We start from the raw sequence: 19,454 nt of genomic DNA on the forward strand, positions 1-19,454 counted from the left end.
CTCCTTCCGTCACATGGCTTCGTCTTCTCCAGCTCCCCTGCGCGTCCTGACCGGCATCACGCCGTCGGGCACGCCCCACCTCGGCAACTACGTCGGCTCCATCCGCCACTCGGTGCGCCAGAGTGTCGCGGCCGGCGTCGAGAGCTACTTCTTCCTGGCCGACTACCACGCACTCATCAAGGTGCAGGAGCCCGCGCTCATCCAGCGCTCCACGCTCGAAATTGCGGCCAGCTGGCTGGCCTGTGGCCTCGACCCCGAACGCGTCACCTTCTATCGCCAGTCGGACATCGCCGAGATCACCGAGCTCACCTGGTTCCTCACCTGCGTCACCGGCAAGGGCGTGCTCAATCGCGCGCATGCCTACAAGGCCCAGCTCGACAAGAACATCGCCAAGGGCGAGGAGCCCGACGCCGACGTGACGGCGGGCCTGTTCATGTACCCCGTGCTGATGGGCGCCGACATCCTGATGTTCAACGCCCACAAGGTGCCCGTGGGCCGCGACCAGGTGCAGCACATCGAGATGGCGCGCGACATGGCGCAGCGCTTCAACCACCAGTACGGCGAGCACTTCACGCTGCCCGACGCCGAGATCGACGATGCGGTCGCCACCTTGCCCGGCCTCGACGGCCGCAAGATGAGCAAGAGCTACAACAACACGATCCCGCTGTTCGCACCGCGCGCGCAGCTGCAAAAGCAGATCGCCAGCATCGTCACCGACTCGCGCGCGCCCGGCGAGCCCAAGGACACCGAGGGCTCGGCCCTGTTCCAGATCTACCAGGCCTTCGCCAGCGCCGAGGAAACCGAGGCCCTGCGCAAGGCGTACGCCGACGGCATCGCCTGGGGCGACGCCAAGCAGGTGCTGTTCGAGCGCATCGACCGCGAGGTGGCGCCGCTGCGCGCGCGCTACGAGGCGCTCATGAACGACCCGGCCGAGATCGAGCGCATCCTGCTGCTGGGCGCCGAGAAGGCGCGCAAGCTGTCGCGCCCCTTCATGACCTCGCTGCGCCATGCGGTCGGCCTGCGCAACCTCGCGGCGGGCCGCGACGGCGCCGGTACCAAGGCCGCCAAGGTGGCGAAGCCCAGCTTCAAGCAATACCGCGAGAAGGCCGACGGCCTGTTCTATTTCAAGCTGCTCGATGCGCGCGGCGAAACCCTTTTGCAAAGCCGTGGATTCGCGTCACCGCAAGAAGCCGGCCGTACCATCGCCGACTTGCAGGCGCAACGCGGCGCGGCGCTCACGGCACTGGCCGCGCAGCTCGAACCGGTCGACGCGCAACAGGCTCGCGCCGCCACCGAGGCGCTGGAGGCACTGGCGGAGGCAACGTCCACCACCCAGGGACATTGATCCGGCAACAACCCGCGGGCCATCCGCCGGCGGGTGTGACAAGAGAGAAGACGGTGCGATCACAAAGGAAGAAAACATGAGCATTTATGTCATCGACGACCACCCCCTGATGCGCGACGCGATCGTGATGGTCCTGCGTCGCCTGCGCCCCGCCGAGAACATCGTCGAGCTCGAGCGGCTCGACAAGCTCGCCAGTTCGGTCCAGCAGCGTGGCGCGCCCACTCTTTTCTGCCTGGACCTGAAGCTGCCGGACACCAATGGCGTCTCGGGCGTGATCGCGGTCAAGCAGGTCTATCCGAACGTGCCGATCGCCGTGTACTCGGCAGCCCCGGCCGCCGACATGGAAGACGCCTGCATCGAGGCCGGCGCCGACACCTACATCGAGAAGTCGGCCAGCTCCAACGAGCTGGCAGCCGCCCTGCGCGGCCTGCTGATGGCCGGATCGGAAGACGACACCGAAGAGATGCCGGCCGCCAACAGCGGCAAGCTCTCCAAGCGCCAGACCCAGCTGATCGCCATGCTCGACAAGGGCATGAGCAACCGCGACATCGCCACCGACCTGGAGATCAGCGAACACACGGTGAAGGTGCACCTGTGGCGCCTGTTCCGCCGTCTGGGCGTGAAGAGCCGTACGCAGGCCTTGCACTATGCACGCACGAATGGGCTGCTCTCGGGCTGAGCCTGAACCAGAGCTGGCTTGATCAGGAACCGCGCCTCGTGCGCGGTTTTTTCATGGAGGCGCCCCCTGCAGGCGCCTCCATGCATCCGCTCAGGAGGGCTTTCGCCGGTACACGAGCTTATGCACGACCTCGACGGTGTAGATCCCCTGCGTGTTCGGAACCACTTGATAGACCGCCGCATTGAGGTCGAGCTCGACGTTCTCGGAAAACTCCGTGTCGAACGTCTTTGAATAGACGGGAACCTTGACGTACGGGCTGTCCCGATCGGTGATCAACGTGACCTCGATGCGAACCGAGGTCTGCCCTGTCACCTCCCATCCGAGAGGCGCGTTGGCCGGCACCACCGTTCCGGCGATGCGGTATCGCGCCTTGGGCCGCTGGATGGCAACGCGCGGATCATCCGGCCAGTAGATCATCCGGGCCCCTTCCAGGCTGTAGCGGAAGGAGAACCCGTTGCTCTTGCCGATCGGGGTCCGCGCCAATGCCTCGGGATTTGCCGTCACTTCATAGGCCGCACTGACCGGTGTGGCTGGCGTGTCAGCCGGCAGGGTTCCGGGGGTCGCGACGACGGTCTCACCCATTCGGCGGACCAGGAAATCCAGACTTCCTGCCGAACCGGAACCCATCGAACGCCCCTCGAGCTCGAGCGGGGAATTGATCGCGAAGCAATCCCGCGCATCGAGTGCTGTCGGCCAGAAATCCTTGAAGTGCGTGTCGGACCGATAGCCGCCGCAGCTCGCATCGGGGATGTACCTGTTTCCGTTGTCCGGCGCGGCAAGCGTCTCGATCAACGCGAACTTGAGATGTGGCCCCGTCGCCGCCGGCGCGGTGGGCGTGACCGTCAGGTAGGCCGCCTCGCTGTCCTTCACCCCATCGTTCACCACGAGGCGAACCACGAACTCGCCGGGAACGTCCGGGAGGAAAGAAGGGGTTGCACTGTCGGCGCCCGTGAGCACCGCCTTGCTGTTCAAGGGCTTGGACTGCAGCACCCACACGTAGCGCAGCGAACGCCCTTGTGCCGCCTGGCTCGTGCGGCCGTCGAGCTTGAGGACCAGCCCCAGGGTCGTATCGATGGGTTTTGCCACGCGGGCTTGCGGCGGTTCATCCCCGACGGGTGCCGGTGTCTCCGGCTCCGAGGGGCCGGCAGGTCCTCCCGTGCCCGTTCCCGAATTTGGCGAAGGCAGGCCGAAGACAGGCCCTCCGCCGCCACCACCACCGCCACCGCATGCGGTCAGCAATGCGAGCGCCGCAACGCCCAATGCGTGTTTGAACTGAATCGCCATATCGCCTGATCCTCCCTTGTGTATTGACAGGGAAGATAGCAGAGCCGGCGACGCATTCGCGCGCTCGCCGCGGCCTTGCGGCACCTGTGTGATCGAGCGCCGCTCAGCCGCCCGACGCACTCACCCGCGCCTGCGCCACCGCCTCGTCGGCATCGTGCAGCGCCACGCGGAACACGCTGCCGCTGCCCAGGCGCGAGCGCACGCTGACCGGGTGGCCCAGCACGTGCGACAGCCGCGCCACGATGGCCAGGCCGAGGCCGAAGCCGTCGGAGGTGCCGGCATGGTCGGCGACCTTGTAGAACTCCAGGAACACATCGCGCAGGTGCTCGGGTGCGATGCCGATGCCGGTGTCCCACACCTCCACGCGCATGCCCTCGCGGGTCTGGCGCGCGGCCAGCAGCACGCCGCCTTCGGTCGTGTACTTGATGGCGTTGGCGAGGAGGTTGCCGATCATGCGGCGCACGCGGATCGGGTCGGTGAGGAACGAGCCCTCGGTCACGTGCACCCGGAAGTCCAGCCCCCGGCTCTCGGCCACGGGGCGGTACTGCAGCTCCAGGTCGTGCAGCAGCTCGGCCACGTCGACGCGCTCGATGTGCAGCCGCACCTGGCCCGCGTCGATGCGCGCCAGGTCGAACATGGAGTCGAACAGCGCGTTCACAGCGTGGGTGGCGCGCACGATCTTCGGGGCCAGTTCGAGCACCAGCTCGGGCTCGTTGCGCAGCCAGTCGGCGTACAGCGACAGCGCCAGCACGGGCTGGCGCATGTCGTGCGCGGCGCTGGCCAGGAAGCGGTTCTTCATGGCCACGGCCGACACCGCCGCCTGCCGCTGCTGTGTGAGCGACTTGATCAGGATGTGGTTGTGGAACAGCAGCTCCAGGCTGTTGCGCGCGGTCTCATGGATGTTGCGGCCGGCGCGCAGCAGCAGGAACCAGTGCAGCGCCGGCAGCAGCGGCATGAGGTAGCCGTACTGGAAATGCGGGTGCTGCATGGTGACGGCCACGAGGCGCACCAGCACCGCGCCGAGCATGGTGATGAACAGCGTGTTGACGTAGCGCTTGAGCAGCGGCGGGTGCAGCGCCAGCCCATTGAGCGGGAAGGTGCCCACGCCGGCCACGATGAGCCAGCTCATGAACTGGTTGACCTGCGGCGTGCGCTCGAAGAACAGCAGCACCGAGCAGCCCCAGACCACCGCGCTGGTGCTCCACACGAAGCCGTAGCGGTCGGTGAACTGCTGCTGCGCGACCGCGCTGCGCCCCGCATAGCGCACGGCGTACACACGCGCGCCCCAGGCCCGGCAGGCGGTGGCGATGATGCCGGCGGCCAGCCAGGTCAGCAGCTCCCAGCGGGGCACGTGGCCCCAGCTCAGGCCGACCATGGCGGGCATGAGCGCCGCCGAGACGAGGTAGGAGCCGCGCGCCGAGCGCATCAGGCTGCGGATGAGTTCCCCGCGCACCCACGACTCGGCCTCGTCGGCCGACGCCGGAGCGGGTGTCACGCTTGCGATCGACGCATTCGCCATGGATGCATGACCGTGGTGGATTCGGCCAAACCAGAGAAAGATGGAGACAGGCGCCTGCGCAGGCGCCGGAAGTTCGCGATCTTAACGGCCTGTCGGCCATGGTTTCGGGAAGTAACCGCAGAAAATCCGCCCGCCCCGCACAGCGGTCCGCCGCGACGCCCCGTTTACCATGCGGGCTGCCGACACACACCGCACGCCATGCTGAACAACATCACCCCTTTCCTCGTCCACTGGGCCATCACCGGCATCTCGCTGTGGGTCGCCAGCCACCTCTTCAAGGGACTCAAGTTCGACAGCACCTCGGCGCTGATCGTGTCGGCGCTGCTGCTCGGGCTGGCCAACGCCATCGTCAAGCCGCTGCTGATCTTCCTGACCCTGCCGCTGACGCTGCTGACCTTCGGCCTGTTCCTGCTGGTCATCAACGCGCTGATGATCCTGTTGGTGGCGGCGCTGGTGAAGGGCTTCAAGGTGTCGGGCTTCTGGACCGCGCTGTTCGCGAGCATCTTCGTCTCGCTGCTGAGCATCGTCATCGGCTCGTTCGTGACAGGCGGCGACCCGGCCGAGCAGATCCAGATGCCGCAGGGTGGCAACTGGCTCTGAGCGAGCCCCTGCCTTTCTCGCGGGCCCCGCCCGTTGCGCGCGAAATGCTCTGCGCCCTTCGGAATCAGTTGGACGACCGGTGCGGTCTCGCGGGGAATCCGTGCGCACGCGATGCCCAGGCAATCAGAAGGCCGGGAAGCAACAGCACCAGCAGTGCCCATGGAAAAGCGCCGACGCCCGATGTCTCCAGCAGCACGCCACCGACGATGCCGCCGCCCGCAATGGCGATGTTCCACACCGTGACGAGGATGGATTGCGCCACGTCCGCGCCGGGGCCGGCTGCTTCGGCCGACGCGGTCTGCAGCAAGGCCCCGGAGCCGCCGAAGGTCAGCCCCCACGCGGCCACCGCGACATAGACCACCACCGGCTGCGTGCCGGCGACGCCCAGGGCCAGCGACGCCAGCGCAAAGCCCGCGAGGGCGAGCAGCACCAGCGAGCGCAGCATGCGGTCGATGAGCAGCCCGCTGATCCAGATGCCCGCCAGCGACGCCACGCCGAAGACAAGCAGCACCGCATCGACCCGATCAGACAGGCCGGCCGGCGCCAGGAACGGCATCACGTAGGTGTAGAGAATGCTGTGCGCCAGCACCCACAGCGCAAGCACGGCCAGCACCGGTCGCACGCCGGGCGTGACGAAGATCCGGCGCACCGGCGCGCGCTTTTCGGCCGGCTGCCCCGGATAGTCGGGCACCTGCAGGAAGACCCAGGCCATCACCGCCAGCGTGAGCAGCGACATGCCACCGAACGCGGTGCGCCAGCCCAGCGTGGCGCCCATCAACGTCCCCAGCGGGACGCCCAGCGACAACGCCAGCGGTGCCCCCAGCCCGGCCACTGCCAGCGCGCGCCCCTTGAGGTGCTCGGGCACCATGCGCCGCGCATAGCCCGCCAGCATCCCCCAGATCAGGCCGCCCGCCATGCCGGCCAGGAAGCGCGCAACCAGCGCGACTGCATAGCTCGACGTCAGCGCCGTGAGCGTGTTGAAGGCCAGCACGGCAACCAGCGCCGCGATCAGCAACGGTCGGCGCCGCCAGCCCAGCGTCGCCGCCGTCAGCGGGATGGCCGCAACCAGCGAGCCGATGGCATAGAGGGTCACGAACTGGCCCGCGAGCGCTTCCGACACGCCCAGGTCCTGGCTGATGCGCAAGAGCATGCCGGCCGGCATCGTTTCCGTCAGCAGTGCCAGGAAGCCGGTCATCGACAGGGCCAGCAAGGCGGCCACGGGCAGTCGTTCAGTGCGCTCGCCCCCGGTGGCGGTTGTGGTGGTCATTCAGTTGTTTTCCATTGTCTGTGCCCGCGTTGGCCGGGTGGCCCGCGTTGGCGTTCACCGCAGTGTGGGCGGGAATTCATCAATGAAAAATGGGCTAAAGTTTCAAATACATATGACTCTCCAGTCATCAATCAAAGTCGCTCCATGGAAAACCTGGGTTCGCTGAACGTCTTCGTTCGCGCCGGCGAAACGCGCAGCTTCACAGCCGCAGGGCAGCAGTTGGGCATCTCGGCCTCGGCCGTCAGCAAGGCCATCGTGCGGCTCGAAGAACGGCTGGGCGTGCGGCTGTTCCATCGCTCCACGCGCACCGTCCACCTGACGCCGGAAGGCGCGCTGTTCCTGGAGCGCTGCCGGCGCATCCTCTGCGAGGTGGAATCGGCCGAAGCGGAACTGCTGCAGACACAGAGCGCACCCCGCGGCAAGCTGCGCATCAGCCTGCCGTCGGTGGGCACGCTGTTCATGCCCAAGCTGGCGGCATTCAAGCGGCTCTACCCCGACATCGAACTGGACATCGACTACGCCGACCGGCTGGTGGACGTCATCGAGGAAGGCTTCGACGCGGTCATCCGCACCGGCGAGCCCAGCGATTCACGGTTGATGGCGCGCCGCATCGGCTCGTGCCGCAAGGTGATCGTCGGTTCGCCGGCCTACTTTCGCCGGGCCGGCGTGCCGCGCGAACCGCAAGACCTGGCAAGCCACGCCTGCCTGCTCTATCGCTTTCCCAGCACCGGCAAGCTGGACGTGTGGCCGTTGGGCCTTGCGGCCGGCGCGCCCGCCATCGACCTGCCGGCCAGCATGGTGACCAACACGCTTGATCCGCAGGTCTGCTTTGCCGAGCAGGGGCTGGGCATTGCCTGCGTGCCGGAGATCGCCGTGCGCCCGCAATTGGAACAGGGCCGCCTGGTCACGGTGCTGGACGACCACAACCGCGAACACATGATCTTCCACGTGCTGTGGCCGTCGAGCCGGCAGCTGTCGCCCAGGATCCGTGTGTTCGTGGACTTCATCGCGCAGCACCTGTTTCCGCTTTCGGATGCGCTGGAGCAGCCGATTCGCTCAGGTCAGCGCTGCGCGCCCGCCATGTAGTCCACCGTCAGCTGCGTCAGCGTGCGCACGCCCACCAGCAGGCTGGCCTCGTCGACGAAGAAGCGCGGCGAGTGGTTGGGCTCGGCCTTGTTCGCGTCGCGGCCGGGCGGCGTGGCGCCGATCATCACGAACAGGCCGGGCGCCTTCTGCGCGAAGAACGAGAAGTCTTCGCCGCCCGTGCCCTTCGGGATCACGATCGGCGTGGCGCCGGGCACGCGCTGCAGGCTGGGCACCATCCTGGCGGTCAGGGCCGGGTCGTTCACGGTGGGGGCGTAGCCGTCGGCCTCGACGCGGACCTCGGCCGTGCCGCCGCCGCTTTGCGCGATGTGCGAGGCGGTCTCGCCCATGCGCTTGATGATGAACTGGCGCATCTCGTCGTCGTAGGTGCGCAGCGTGCCGCTCATCTCCACCGAATCCGGAATGATGTTGTAGCGCGTGCCCGCATTAAAGGTGCCCACGCTCAACACGGATGGCTCCTTGGTCACGTTGACCTGGCGGCTCGCGATGGTCTGGAAGCCCAGCACGATCTGCGAGCCCAGCACGATCGGGTCGACCCCGCTCCAGGGCTGCGAGCCGTGCGTCTGGCGGCCCTTCACGCTGACCTTGAAGGTGTCCGAGCTCGCGGTGATGGGGCCGCTCTTGTAGCCGATCTGCCCGGTGTTCAGCGCCGAGACCAGGTGCAGGCCGAACACCGCGTCGGGCTTGGGCGCGTCGAAGGCGCCTTCGGCCAGCATGCGGCGCGCGCCGCCGATCTCGGCGTTGGGCAGCTTCTCTTCGGCCGGCTGGAAGATCAGCTTCACGGTGCCCGGCAGCTGCGCCTTCATCGAGGCCAGCACCTCGGCCACGCCCATGAGGATCGCCACGTGGCCGTCGTGCCCGCAGGCGTGCATCACGTCGACCGTCGCGAAGCCCCACTGGGCACGCGCCTTGGAGGCGAAGGGCACGTCGACCTGTTCCTTCACGGGCAGCGCGTCCATGTCGGCGCGCAGCGCCACCACCGGGCCGGGCTTGCCGCCGCGCAGCGTGGCGACCACGCCGGTCACGGCCACGCCTTCGCGCACCTCGTAGCCCAGTGCCTTCAGGTGGGCCGCGACCAGCGCGGCGGTGCGCTTTTCCTGGTTGCCCAGCTCGGGGTGCTGGTGGATGTCGCGGCGCCAGTCGATCACCTTCTGCTCGATGGCCTTGGAGCGCTCGGCGATCAGCGGGTACAGCGGCACGGCGGCGGCCGGTGCGGGCGGTGTGACCGCGGCAGGCGCCTCCTGCGCCGAGGCGCACAGGGACGAGACGGCAAGGACGATGGGCAGGCACAGGCGCGTGGCCGGACGGAATCGGTGGGACATGGTGATGTGTTGTGAGAAAAGCAAGAAAGGGAAGGACCCGCCGGGCGGGAGCCCTTCGTCCGCACGGCCCCGTCGGGCCGGCAGCCGATGCGCCCTTGTCTGCCGCCCGACCCCGTGAGCGTAGGAAGGCCACCGATTGGCGTCCAATCGCTTTTGCATCGACTGATAATGATTGCCTATCGATGGCCGCCGACACGCCCACACCCTCTTCCGTGCTGCACGAGCGGCTGCTCGCGCGCCTGCGCCTGCGCCACCTGAAGCTCATCGACGCGCTGGCCGCGCACTCGCACCTGCGCCGCGCGGCCGAGGCGATCCACATCAGCCAGCCGGCGGCCACGCAGATGCTGCAGGAGGTCGAGGGCCTGCTCGACATGCCGCTGTTCGAGCGCCACGCGCGCGGCATGCGCATCACCGAGGCCGGGCGCCTGCTGGCGCTGCACGCGCGCATGGTGATCGACGCCATGCAGGTGGCCAGCGACGGCCTCGCGGCGCTGGCCGCGCAGGAGACGCGCGCGCTGCGCATCGGCGCCATCGAGGCGGCCATCGCCAGCGTGCTGCAGCCCGCGCTGAACCTGCTGCATGCCAAGCACCCCAAGCTGCGCCTGTTCATCGAGGAAGGCAACATCGAACGGCTCACGATCGGCCTGCGCGCGGGCGCCTTCGACGCCGTGCTGCTGCGCCAGCCGGCGCGCGTGCCCGATGCCCACCGCTTCGTGCCGCTGCGCAGCGACGAGGTGGTGGTCATCGCCGGCATCGGCCACCCGGCTGTGCAGCGCAAGCGCCTGCGGCTGCGCGACCTCGCCGATTCGCGCTGGGTGCTGCCGCCCGCGCACTTCGCGGTGCGCCAGGTGATGGAAGCGGCCTGGGCCGCCGAACGGATCGTGCCGCGGCCGCATGCCATCCAGGTGCTCACGCCGCAGCTGGTGCGCGCCCTGCTCTCGCAGCCCGACGTGGTGGTGCCGGTGCCGCGCACCGTGCTCGACCAGCTCGACCGCTCGGCCGTGGCCGAGCTGCCGCTGCGCATGAACGCGCCCATCGCGCCGCTGGGCATCCTCTACCGCACCGACAACGAGGTCGGCCCGCTGCAGCTGCTGGTCGATTTCCTCTTCGCGCAGGCTAGGAAGAAACCGTAGCAGGCGGGTTTTTCATGCGCGCAATGCCCCGCTTCACACCCGCTTAACTGTGGGGCCGCACACTCGACGCCACCCGCCAGTCCCCTCGGGACATGGCACGGTTTCCGCTCTGTAAAGTTCGCCGCCCCCGCGCCGCGGCATTGAACTCGACGGCGCGAGCCCGCTCCATCTTTGGCTTTCGTTACTTCTGCCTGTCCATGCCCGTCCACTTTGCCTCCCGCTCCGCCCCGCTCCTCACGGCCCTGTGCATCGCCGCCGCCCTCGCGGGGTGCTCGCGCACCAATGTGGAGGCCCCCGGCGCGGCCAAGGCGGCCAACGCCCCCGCGAAAGAAGTCGGCATCGTCACACTCAAGTCCGAGGTGCTGGCCCTGAGCACCGAGCTGCCCGGGCGCACCGCGGCCCCGGTGATCGCCGAGATCCGCCCGCAGGTCGGCGGCATCCTCAAGGAGCGGCTCTTCACCGAAGGCTCGCAGGTCAAGGCCGGCCAGGTGCTCTACCAGCTCGACCCCGCCTCGCTGCAGGCCGCCCACGCCAGCGCGCAGGCCAGCGTGCGCAAGGCCGAGTCGGCCCTGGCCACGGCGCGCACGGTCGCCAAGCGCAATGCCGAGCTGGTGAAGATCGACGCCATCAGCCGCCAGGTGTTCGACGAGACCCAGGCCGCCGAGCAGCAGGCCGAAGCCGACCTCGGCGTGGCCCGCGCCGCCGAGCAGACCGCGCGCATCCAGCTGGGCTACACGCGCATCACCTCGCCGATCACCGGCTGGGCCGAGCTGTCCACCGTCACGCCGGGCGCGCTGGTCACAGCCAACCAGGCGGCGGCCATGACCACCGTGCAGCAACTCGACCCGATCCACGTGCACGTCACGCAGTCCAGCAGCGAGCTGCTGCGCCTGAAGCGCGAGCTGGCCAGCGGCCGGCTGCAGCGCGCCAGCGAGGCCGAGGCGCGCATCCAGCTGCTGCTGGAAGACGGCAGCCCCTACCCGCACGCGGGGCGCCTCACCTTCAGCGGCGTGACGGTCGATGCCGGCACCGGCAGCGTCACGCTGCGCGCCGTGGTGCCCAACCCCGACAAGCTGCTGATGCCCGGCATGTACGTGCGCGCCGTGCTGCAGGAAGGCGTGAACGACGCCGCGCTGCTGGTGCCGCAGCAGGCCGTCACGCGCGCGCCCGACGGCAGCGCCTCCACGCTGGTGATCGACGCCGAGGACAAGGTCCAGAAGCGGCCCATCCGCATCGGCCGTGCCATCGGCACACGCTGGCAAGTCATCGACGGCCTGGCCGCGGGCGATCGCGTGCTCATGGAAGGCTCGCAGCGCGTGAAGGTGGGCGACAAGGTGCGCACGGTCGACCTGGGCGCGAAGCCGGCCGGCACCTCCGTCGCGAGCGCCACGCCTGACACCACGTCGGCCGCTTCCGCCACCGTCGCGCGCTGAGGCCCCGCCATGGCCCAGTTCTTCATCGACCGCCCCATCTTCGCGTGGGTGCTTTCCATCGTCGTCATGCTCGCCGGCCTGATGGCCATCCGCACGCTGCCGCTGGAGCAGTACCCCGACATCGCGCCGCCGCGCGTGTCCATCAACGCCACCTACACCGGCGCCTCGGCCAAGACGGTCGAAGACTCCGTCACCCAGGTCATCGAGCAGCAGATGAAGGGGCTGGACAACCTGCTGTACATGCAGTCGACCAGCAACTCGTCGGGCGTGGCGCGCCTGTCGCTCACCTTCAACGCGGGCACCAACATCGACGTGGCCCAGATGCAGGTGCAGAACAAGCTGCAGCAGGCCATGTCGCGCCTGCCGCAGCAGGTGCAAAGCCGCGGCGTCACCGTGACCAAGGGCGGCAACGACTTCCTGCTGATCGTCTCGATGTTCTCCGGCGACGGCAGCGCCTCGGCGGTGGACGTGGGCGACTACATCAGCAGCAACCTGGTCGACGTCATCAGCCGCGTCGACGGCGTGGGCGAGGTGCAGACGCTGGGCACCGGCTACGCCATGCGCCTGTGGCTGGACCCCGACAAGCTGCGCAAGTACGCGCTCATGCCCTCCGACGTGGGCAACGCCATCACCGCGCAGAACGCGCAGGTCTCGGCCGGCCAGCTCGGCGCGCTGCCGGCCGGCGCGCAGCAGCAGCTCAACGCCACCATCACCGCGCGCAGCAAGCTGAAGACGGTCGAGGAGTTCGAGAACGTGGTGCTGCGCGCCACGCCCGACGGCGCCGTGGTTCGCCTGCGCGACGTGGCCCGCGTCGAGCTGGGCGCCGAGAACCTCACGGTGCGCTCGGTGCTGGGCGGACGTCCGGGCGCCGGCATGGGCATCGTGCTGGCCGACGGCGCCAACGCGGTGCAGGTGGCCGAGGCCGTGAAGGCCAAGGTGGCCGAGCTGCAGCCGCTCTTTCCCAACCAGATGCAGACCTTCGTGAGCTACGACACCACGCCCTTCGTGAGCGCGTCGATCGACGAGGTGGTGAAGGCGCTGGCCGAGGCCATGGTGCTGGTCGTGCTGGTGATGTACATCTTTCTGCAGAACTTCCGCGCCACGCTGATCCCGGCCATTGCCGTGCCGGTGGTGCTGCTGGGCACCTTCGGCGTGCTCTCCGTGGCGGGCTACTCGATCAACACGCTCACCATGTTCGGCATGGTGCTGGCCATCGGCCTGCTGGTGGACGACGCCATCGTGGTGGTGGAGAACGTCGAGCGCGTGATGCACGAGGAAGGGCTCTCGCCCAAGGAGGCCACGCGCAAGTCGATGGCCGAGATCACGCCCGCGCTCGTGGGCATCGCGCTGGTGCTGTCAGCCGTGTTCATCCCGATGGCCTTCTTCGGCGGCTCGACCGGCGTGATCTACCGCCAGTTCTCGATCACCATCGTCTCGGCCATGGCGCTGTCGGTGTTCGTGGCGCTCACGCTCACGCCGGCGCTGTGCGCCACGCTGCTCAAGCCGGTCGCCAAGGGCGGCCACGCGGCGCCGCGCAAGGGCGTGCTGGGCGCGGTCGACCGCTTCTTCGCGGGCTTCAACCGCCGCTTCGACCAGGGCGCCGACCGCTACCAGGGCATCGTCGGCGGCATCGTGCGGCGCGGCAAGCGCAGCCTCGTGGTGTACCTGCTGATCGCGGCCGTGATGGCGCTGCTGTTCATGCGCCTGCCCACCTCCTTCCTGCCCGATGAAGACCAGGCCTTCCTGCAGGTGCAGGTGACGCTGCCGCCGGGCGCGTCCGACGCGCGCCTGCAGCCGGTGGTCACGCAGATGCAGGACTACTTCACCAAGCAACCCGAGGTGGTGAGCGTGAACGTCATCACCGGGCAGAACGGGGACCAGAGTTCGGCGCGCGCCTTCGTGAAGCTGAAAGACTGGGCCGAGCGCGAAGGCGCCGGCCAGTCGGCCGCCGCACTCGCGCGGCGCGCCAACAAGGAGCTCTCGACCATTCGCGACGCGCGCATCTTCGTGCTGCTGCCACCGGCGGTGCGCGGGCTCGGCGCCAACGCGGGCTTCAACTTCCACCTGAAGGACATCAACGGGCTGGGCCACGACGCGCTGGTGAAGGCGCGCGACCAGCTCATCGACCTGCTCTCCAAGCGCCCCGAGGTCGCGAACGTGCGCAGCAACAACCTGGACGACACGCCGCAGTTCGCGGTGGACATCGACGACGCGCGCGCCGGCGCGGCCAGCCTGGCCACGTCCGACATCGACAGCACCCTGTCGAGCGCGATGGGCGGCACCTACATCAACGACTTCCTGGACAACGGCCGCGTCAAGCGCGTGTACATGCAGGGCGACACGGCCTTCCGCATGCTGCCCACCGACATCGACCGCTGGAGCGTGCGCAACAGCCTGGGCCAGATGGTGCCGTTCCCGGCCTTCTCCAGCTCGCGCTGGACGTACGGCTCGCCGCAGCTGCAGCGCTACAACGGCAGCCCCAGCTACGAGTTCGTCGGCGATGCCGCACCCGGCGTGAGCTCGGGCGACGCCATGGCCGCGGTCGACGAAGTGATGAAGCAGATGCCCGCCGGCATCGGCTACGAATGGACCGGCGCCTCGTTCCAGGAGCGCCTGTCGGGCGCGCAGGCGCCGGTGCTGTATGCCATCTCGATCCTGTTCGTGTTCCTGTGCCTCGCGGCCCTGTACGAGAGCTGGTCGGTGCCGTTCTCGGTGATCCTGGTGGTGCCGCTGGGCATCGTGGGCGCGCTGCTGTTCACCAGCCTGCGCGGCCTGAGCAACGACGTGTACTTCCAGGTCGGCCTGCTGACCACGGTGGGGCTGTCGTCCAAGAACGCGATCCTGATCGTCGAGTTCGCCAAGCAGCTGCAGGAGCAGGGCAAGGGCGTGATCGAGGCCACGCTGGAGGCTGTGCGGCTGCGGCTGCGCCCCATCCTCATGACCTCGCTGGCCTTCGGCTTCGGCGTGCTGCCGCTGGCCATCGGCACCGGCGCGGGCGCGGGTGGACGCCAGTCGATCGGCACCGCGGTGCTGGGCGGCATGGTGGTCGGCACGGCGCTGGGCATCTTCTTCGTGCCGTTGTTCTTCGCGATGATCCGCGGCTGGCTGGAAGGCCGCCGCAAGCCGGCCGACACACCGCCGGATGCCTTGCCTGCGGAACAGGGAGCGCAATGATGACGCGCACCACCCTTCCCCGCCTTCCCCTGCGCGCACTGGCCGGCGCCGCCCTGGCCTCGGCCGTGCTCGCGGGCTGCGTCAACCTCGCGCCCGCGTACGAAACGCCCGCCTCGCCGGTCCCGTCGGCCCTGCCCTCGGCCGGCGTCACGACGACCACACCCCTGGACATCGGCTGGCGCGACTTCTTCGTCGACAAGCAGCTGCAAGGCGTGATCGAGCTCGCGCTCGCCAACAACCGCGACCTGCGCGTGGCGGCGCTCAACATCGAGCGTGCGCGCGCCCAGTACGGCATCGCGCGGGCCGACCTGTTCCCCACCGTCAACGCCGGCGCGAGCGGCACGCGCTCGCGCACGCCGGGCAGCCTTTCGACCAGCGGCGAATCGCGCATCGCCTCGCAGTACAGCGCCAACCTCGGCATGACGGCCTACGAGCTCGACCTGTTCGGGCGCGTGCGCAACCTCGGCGAGTCGGCGCTGCAGGGCTACTTCCAGACCGAGGAGACGCAGCGCAGCACGCAGATCAGCCTCGTGGCCTCCGTCGCCACGGCGTGGCTGCAACTGGCCGCCGACGAGCAGCGCCTGCAGCTCGCGCGCGGCACGCTCGAGAGCCAGCGCAAGTCCTTCGAGCTGGTGCAGCGCAGCCACGCGCTCGGCGCGCAGTCGGGCCTGGCGCTGGCGCAGGCGCAGAGCACCGTCGATGCCGCGCGCGCCGACGCGGCGGCCTTCGACAGCCAGGTCGAGCAGGACCGCAACGCGCTCGCGCTGCTGGTCGGCGCCACGCCGCCGCCCGAGCTGCTGCCGACCGCCGCCACAACCGCCGACGTGGCGCAGCTGCTCGTGCCCCCGGCCGGCCTGTCGTCGAGTGTGCTGCAGCAGCGGCCCGACGTGCGCGCCGCCGAGCACGCGCTGCGCGCGAGCAATGCCGACATCGGCGCGGCGCGCGCGGCCTTCTTCCCGCGCATCGCGCTCACCGCCTCGGCCGGCACCGCGAGCAGCACGCTCTCGGGCCTGTTCACCAGCGGCAGCAAGGCCTGGAGCTTCGCGCCGTCGATCAGCGTGCCGATCTTCGACGGCGGCGCCAACCGCGCCAACCTGCAAGTGGCGCAGGCGCAGCAGAAGATCCAGATCGCCACCTACGAGAAGGCCGTGCAGACCGCCTTCCGCGAAGTGGCCGACGCCCTGGCCGAACGCCGCACGCTGGCCGAACGCCTCGACGCGCAGCGCTCGCTGCGCGCCGCCACCGCGCGCAGCTTCGAGCTCTCGCAGTCGCTCTTCAAGAGCGGCGCCGCCAACTACCTCGACGTGCTGGACGCGCAGCGCAGCGACTATGCGGCGCAGCAGACGCTCATCGGCCTGCAGCTCACGGAGCAGACGAACCGGCTGGCGATCTACAAGGCGCTGGGCGGTGGGTGGAGCGAGGCGTCCGGCACGCAGCAGCCTGCGCAGGGCGACTGACGCACCACCGCCCTACGCGCCGGCCACGGCGTAGGGCGTGAACCGGCTTTCGTTCTCGTTCACATCCAGCGGCCGCCCGATGAACGGGAACGCCCGCTGCGGGCAGGCCACGCGCTCGCACACCTTGCAGCCCATGCCGATGGGCGTGGGCACGTCGGGGTCCTTCAGGTCCAGGCCCTTGGCGTAGACCAGGCGCGGGGCGTGGCGGATGTCGCAGCCCAGGCCGATCGAGAAGGTCTTGCTCGGCGAGCCGAAGCCGCGCTGGCCGTGCGACACGGTGCGCGCGATCCACAGGTAGGCGCGGCCGTCGGGCATGCGCGCCAGCTGCGGCAGCACGCGCCCGGGCTGCGCAAAGGCCTCGTACACGTTCCACAGCGGGCAGGTGCCGCCGGTCTTGGAGAAGTGGAAGTGCGTGGCCGACTGCCGCTTGGAGATGTTGCCGGCCCGGTCCACGCGGATGAAGAAGAAGGGCACGCCCGACGCGCCCGGTCGCTGCATGCTGCTCAGGCGGTGGCACACGGTTTCGAAGCCCACGCCGAACTGGCGCGCGAGCAGGTCGATGTCGTAGCGCAGCGCCTCGGCCGCCTGCAGGAACGGGCCGTAGGGCAGCAGCACGGCGGCCGCGAAGTAGTTGGCCAGCCCGATGCGCGCGAGCGCGTGGGCCGGGGCGTCGCCGAAATCGGCCTGCACGACCAGCGACTCGATGAGCGCGGCCTGCTCCAGCAGCGCGAGCTGCGTGGCCAGTTGGAAGGCCTGCTGGCCGGGCTCCAGGCCCGCCGACAGGCGCAGCACGCGGCGGGCCGGGTCGTAGCGGCGCTGGCTGTCGAGCACGCCCTCCCCTTCGTCGCCCGGCACCACGCGCACGCCGTGCGCCGAAAGAAGCCGCTGCTGGAGCCATTCGGCGAGCGGTCCGCCCTGCGCGCGGGCCTGCGCCGCGAGCGCTTCGGCGGCCGTGTCGAGCGGGTCGAAATGGTTCTGGTGGGCAAAGAAGAAATCGCGCACCACCTCGAAAGGCATGGGCCGGCTGCGCGAGATGTCGCCGCGCCCGTCGCCGAGTTCGGCGGCCATGAGCTCCAGCCGCTCCTGCGCCTCCTGGTGGCGGCGGTGCAAGGCGAGCAGCGCGCGCGCCACGGCCGGCATCTGCGACGCCACCTCGCGCAGCTCGGGCAGCGCCACGGCCTCGCCGCCGGGGTTGTCCGCCAGCGCCTCGCGCATGCGGGCCACGAGCCGCGCCTCTTCGTCCTCGGAGAACTGCTGCACGTCGACGCCGAGCGTCTTGCTGATGCGCAGCAGCACCGCCACGGTGAGCGGGCGCTGGTTCTGCTCGATCTGGTTCAGGTAGCTCGGCGACAGGCCCAGCATCTGGGCCAGCGCCACCTGCGTGAGGCCGCGTTCGGCGCGCAGCGTGCGCAGGCGCACGCCCATGAAGGTCTTGCTCATCGGGTCACCTCGTGGGTCTTTGCGATATTCGCAATATTTGCAAAATCAGCCGTCTTCATTCGCAACTATTCGCCAATTCAGGCCTTCATTATGAGTGTTCGATTGCGTAAATTGCGAAGCATGACAAACCGATCCGCCGCCATCGAGCTGACCGACATCGTGTTCCCCGAGCACGCCAACCACTACGGCACGCTGTTCGGCGGCAACGCCCTGCTGCTGATGTCCAAGGCCGCCTTCCTCGCCGCGCGCGCCTTCGCGAAGTCCGACGTGGTGATGGCCAGCCTGGGCGACGCGCAGTTCCTCGCGCCCGTGCCCGTCGGCCATGTGCTGCGCCTGCGGGCCTGGGTGACGCGCGCCGGACGCAGCTCGCTCACGGTCTGCGTCACCGGCGCGGCCGAGCCGCCCGACGGCGAGGCCCGCCCTTCGCTCAAAGGCCTGTTCGAGATGGTGGCCGTCGACGGCCGCGGCCGTCCCGCGCGCCTGCGCAACGCCTACCTGCACACCGACAAGGAACCCGCATGAACGACACCGCCACCCCCACCGGCTTCAAGCCCAAGAAATCCGTCGCCCTGTCGGGCGTGACCGCCGGCAACACCGCCCTGTGCACCGTGGGCCGCACCGGCAACGACCTGCACTACCGCGGCTACGACATCCTGGACATCGCCGAGGTCTGCGAGTTCGAGGAAATCGCGCACCTGCTGGTGCACGGCAAGCTGCCCACGGCCGCCGAACTGCGCGCCTACAAGGCTAAGCTCAAAGCCATGCGCGGCCTGCCCGCGAGCCTGAAGGAGGCGCTGGAGCAACTGCCCGCCAGCGCGCACCCGATGGACGTGATGCGCACCGGCGTCTCGTCGCTGGGCTGCCTGCTGCCCGAGAAGGAAGACCACAACCTGCCCGGCGCGCGCGACATCGCCGACCGCCTGATGGCCTCGCTCGGCTCGATGCTGCTGTACTGGTACCACTGGTCCACGCAGGGCCGGCGCATCGAAGTGGAAACCGACGACGACTCGATCGGCGCGCACTTCCTGCACCTGCTGCACGGGCGCAAGCCCAGCGCGCAGTGGGAGCGCGCCATGCACACCTCGCTCAACCTCTATGCCGAGCACGAGTTCAACGCCTCGACCTTCACGGCGCGCGTGGTCGCGGGCACGGGCTCCGATGTGTACTCGGCCATCACCGGCGCCATCGGCGCGCTGCGCGGCCCCAAGCACGGCGGCGCGAACGAGGTGGCCTTCGAAATCCAGAAGCGCTACGACGCACCCGACGAGGCCGAGGCCGACATCCGCCGCCGCGTCGCCGCCAAGGAGGTCGTGATCGGCTTCGGCCACCCGGTCTACACCGTGAGCGATCCGCGCAACGTGGTCATCAAGGGCGTGGCGCGCACGCTGTCGCAGGAGGCCGGCTCGACCAAGATGTTCGACATCGCCGAGCGGCTCGAGACCGTGATGTGGGACGTGAAGCAGATGTTCCCCAACCTCGACTGGTTCAGTGCCGTGAGCTACCACATGATGGGCGTGCCCACGGCCATGTTCACGCCGCTGTTCGTCATTGCGCGCACGTCGGGCTGGGCGGCGCACATCATCGAGCAGCGCATCGACAACAAGATCATCCGGCCGAGCGCCAACTACACGGGCCCCGAAGACCTGAAGTTCGCGCCGATCCAGGATCGGAAGTAAAAACACGAGAAGAAGAAAAGC

At 69.1% G+C, this 19,454-nt stretch carries 15 protein-coding genes; 10 read left to right on the forward strand and 5 right to left on the reverse strand.

What is annotated here, in order from left to right:
* Nucleotides 1-13 precede the first annotated feature (13 nt).
* Both FFI97_RS15140 and FFI97_RS15145 read left to right on the forward strand, forming a co-directional pair.
* Complete coding sequence (locus FFI97_RS15140; RefSeq protein ID WP_062482122.1) at nt 14-1,345, forward strand: tryptophan--tRNA ligase; 1,332 nt, start codon at nt 14-16, stop codon at nt 1,343-1,345.
* A 76-nt stretch (nt 1,346-1,421) separates the two neighbouring features.
* Nucleotides 1,422-2,024, forward strand: coding sequence for a LuxR C-terminal-related transcriptional regulator (locus FFI97_RS15145; RefSeq protein WP_056578680.1), 603 nt, complete (start codon nt 1,422-1,424; stop codon nt 2,022-2,024).
* A 90-nt stretch (nt 2,025-2,114) separates the two neighbouring features.
* On the opposite strand, the gene FFI97_RS15150 is transcribed toward FFI97_RS15145, so the two are convergent.
* Together FFI97_RS15150 and FFI97_RS15155 are read right to left on the reverse strand one after the other, a co-directional pair.
* The gene (locus FFI97_RS15150; RefSeq protein WP_139706403.1) at nt 2,115-3,308 is read right to left on the reverse strand and encodes a hypothetical protein; all 1,194 of its coding nucleotides are present in this window, start codon (nt 3,306-3,308) and stop codon (nt 2,115-2,117) included.
* 103 nt (nt 3,309-3,411) lie between these two features.
* On the reverse strand, nt 3,412-4,827 hold the full coding sequence (locus tag FFI97_RS15155; RefSeq protein WP_070061585.1) for a sensor histidine kinase: 1,416 nt from the start codon (nt 4,825-4,827) through the stop codon (nt 3,412-3,414).
* Nucleotides 4,828-5,025: 198 nt separating this feature from the next.
* On the opposite strand from FFI97_RS15155, the gene FFI97_RS15160 reads away from it, so the two are divergent.
* Nucleotides 5,026-5,427 (forward strand): phage holin family protein, encoded by a 402-nt coding sequence (locus FFI97_RS15160; protein ID WP_062482043.1) that lies wholly within the window; start codon nt 5,026-5,028, stop codon nt 5,425-5,427.
* 64 nt (nt 5,428-5,491) lie between these two features.
* On the opposite strand, the gene FFI97_RS15165 is transcribed toward FFI97_RS15160, so the two are convergent.
* Nucleotides 5,492-6,694: an MFS transporter gene (locus tag FFI97_RS15165; protein WP_139706405.1), complete on the reverse strand. Its 1,203-nt coding sequence runs from the start codon at nt 6,692-6,694 to the stop codon at nt 5,492-5,494.
* A gap of 144 nt (nt 6,695-6,838) precedes the next feature.
* Between FFI97_RS15165 and FFI97_RS15170 the strand changes: the two genes are divergently transcribed.
* Nucleotides 6,839-7,780: a LysR family transcriptional regulator gene (locus FFI97_RS15170; protein WP_139706407.1), complete on the forward strand. Its 942-nt coding sequence runs from the start codon at nt 6,839-6,841 to the stop codon at nt 7,778-7,780.
* On the opposite strand, the gene FFI97_RS15175 is transcribed toward FFI97_RS15170, so the two are convergent.
* Complete coding sequence (locus FFI97_RS15175) at nt 7,756-9,120, reverse strand: amidohydrolase (RefSeq protein WP_139706409.1); 1,365 nt, start codon at nt 9,118-9,120, stop codon at nt 7,756-7,758. The genes FFI97_RS15170 and FFI97_RS15175 overlap by 25 nt on opposite strands.
* A gap of 182 nt (nt 9,121-9,302) precedes the next feature.
* On the opposite strand from FFI97_RS15175, the gene FFI97_RS15180 reads away from it, so the two are divergent.
* The 4 genes from FFI97_RS15180 to FFI97_RS15195 all read left to right on the forward strand — a co-directional run bounded on the left by FFI97_RS15180 (nt 9,303) and on the right by FFI97_RS15195 (nt 16,317).
* Nucleotides 9,303-10,253, forward strand: a complete 951-nt coding sequence (locus FFI97_RS15180) for a LysR substrate-binding domain-containing protein (RefSeq protein ID WP_139706411.1) — start codon at nt 9,303-9,305, stop codon at nt 10,251-10,253.
* A 197-nt stretch (nt 10,254-10,450) separates the two neighbouring features.
* The gene (locus tag FFI97_RS15185) at nt 10,451-11,686 is read left to right on the forward strand and encodes an efflux RND transporter periplasmic adaptor subunit (protein ID WP_139706413.1); all 1,236 of its coding nucleotides are present in this window, start codon (nt 10,451-10,453) and stop codon (nt 11,684-11,686) included.
* Nucleotides 11,687-11,695: 9 nt separating this feature from the next.
* On the forward strand, nt 11,696-14,860 hold the full coding sequence (locus FFI97_RS15190; protein WP_139706415.1) for an efflux RND transporter permease subunit: 3,165 nt from the start codon (nt 11,696-11,698) through the stop codon (nt 14,858-14,860).
* Complete coding sequence (locus FFI97_RS15195) at nt 14,860-16,317, forward strand: efflux transporter outer membrane subunit (protein ID WP_144004459.1); 1,458 nt, start codon at nt 14,860-14,862, stop codon at nt 16,315-16,317. Before FFI97_RS15190 ends, FFI97_RS15195 begins: the two co-directional genes overlap by 1 nt.
* A 12-nt stretch (nt 16,318-16,329) precedes the next feature.
* Here FFI97_RS15195 and FFI97_RS15200 read toward each other — a convergent pair whose 3' ends face one another.
* The gene (locus tag FFI97_RS15200; protein WP_139704674.1) at nt 16,330-17,757 is read right to left on the reverse strand and encodes a short-chain fatty acyl-CoA regulator family protein; all 1,428 of its coding nucleotides are present in this window, start codon (nt 17,755-17,757) and stop codon (nt 16,330-16,332) included.
* A gap of 120 nt (nt 17,758-17,877) precedes the next feature.
* Here FFI97_RS15200 and FFI97_RS15205 point away from each other — a divergent pair, with 120 nt between their 5' ends.
* Nucleotides 17,878-18,279 (forward strand): acyl-CoA thioesterase, encoded by a 402-nt coding sequence (locus FFI97_RS15205; RefSeq protein ID WP_139704672.1) that lies wholly within the window; start codon nt 17,878-17,880, stop codon nt 18,277-18,279.
* Entirely contained in the window at nt 18,276-19,433 is a 1,158-nt protein-coding gene (gene prpC / locus FFI97_RS15210) for a 2-methylcitrate synthase (RefSeq protein WP_139704670.1), read from the forward strand. Before FFI97_RS15205 ends, prpC begins: the two co-directional genes overlap by 4 nt.
* Nucleotides 19,434-19,454: the final 21 nt, after the last annotated feature.

Source organism: Variovorax sp. KBS0712, assembly GCF_006323185.2.
Classification (GTDB): Bacteria; Pseudomonadota; Gammaproteobacteria; order Burkholderiales; family Burkholderiaceae_C; genus Variovorax; species Variovorax boronicumulans.

Bases quoted from the DNA above. Each gene is read 5' to 3' on its own strand.
- FFI97_RS15140 (WP_062482122.1), top strand. From the start codon at position 14: ATGGCTTCGTCTTCTCCAGCTCCCCTGCGCGTCCTGACCGGCATCACG.
- FFI97_RS15145 (WP_056578680.1), top strand. From the start codon at position 1,422: ATGAGCATTTATGTCATCGACGACCACCCCCTGATGCGCGACGCGATC.
- FFI97_RS15150 (WP_139706403.1), bottom strand. From the start codon at position 3,308: ATGGCGATTCAGTTCAAACACGCATTGGGCGTTGCGGCGCTCGCATTG.
- FFI97_RS15155 (WP_070061585.1), bottom strand. From the start codon at position 4,827: ATGGCGAATGCGTCGATCGCAAGCGTGACACCCGCTCCGGCGTCGGCC.
- FFI97_RS15160 (WP_062482043.1), top strand. From the start codon at position 5,026: ATGCTGAACAACATCACCCCTTTCCTCGTCCACTGGGCCATCACCGGC.
- FFI97_RS15165 (WP_139706405.1), bottom strand. From the start codon at position 6,694: ATGACCACCACAACCGCCACCGGGGGCGAGCGCACTGAACGACTGCCC.
- FFI97_RS15170 (WP_139706407.1), top strand. From the start codon at position 6,839: ATGGAAAACCTGGGTTCGCTGAACGTCTTCGTTCGCGCCGGCGAAACG.
- FFI97_RS15175 (WP_139706409.1), bottom strand. From the start codon at position 9,120: ATGTCCCACCGATTCCGTCCGGCCACGCGCCTGTGCCTGCCCATCGTC.
- FFI97_RS15180 (WP_139706411.1), top strand. From the start codon at position 9,303: ATGGCCGCCGACACGCCCACACCCTCTTCCGTGCTGCACGAGCGGCTG.
- FFI97_RS15185 (WP_139706413.1), top strand. From the start codon at position 10,451: ATGCCCGTCCACTTTGCCTCCCGCTCCGCCCCGCTCCTCACGGCCCTG.
- FFI97_RS15190 (WP_139706415.1), top strand. From the start codon at position 11,696: ATGGCCCAGTTCTTCATCGACCGCCCCATCTTCGCGTGGGTGCTTTCC.
- FFI97_RS15195 (WP_144004459.1), top strand. From the start codon at position 14,860: ATGACGCGCACCACCCTTCCCCGCCTTCCCCTGCGCGCACTGGCCGGC.
- FFI97_RS15200 (WP_139704674.1), bottom strand. From the start codon at position 17,757: ATGAGCAAGACCTTCATGGGCGTGCGCCTGCGCACGCTGCGCGCCGAA.
- FFI97_RS15205 (WP_139704672.1), top strand. From the start codon at position 17,878: ATGACAAACCGATCCGCCGCCATCGAGCTGACCGACATCGTGTTCCCC.
- prpC (WP_139704670.1), top strand. From the start codon at position 18,276: ATGAACGACACCGCCACCCCCACCGGCTTCAAGCCCAAGAAATCCGTC.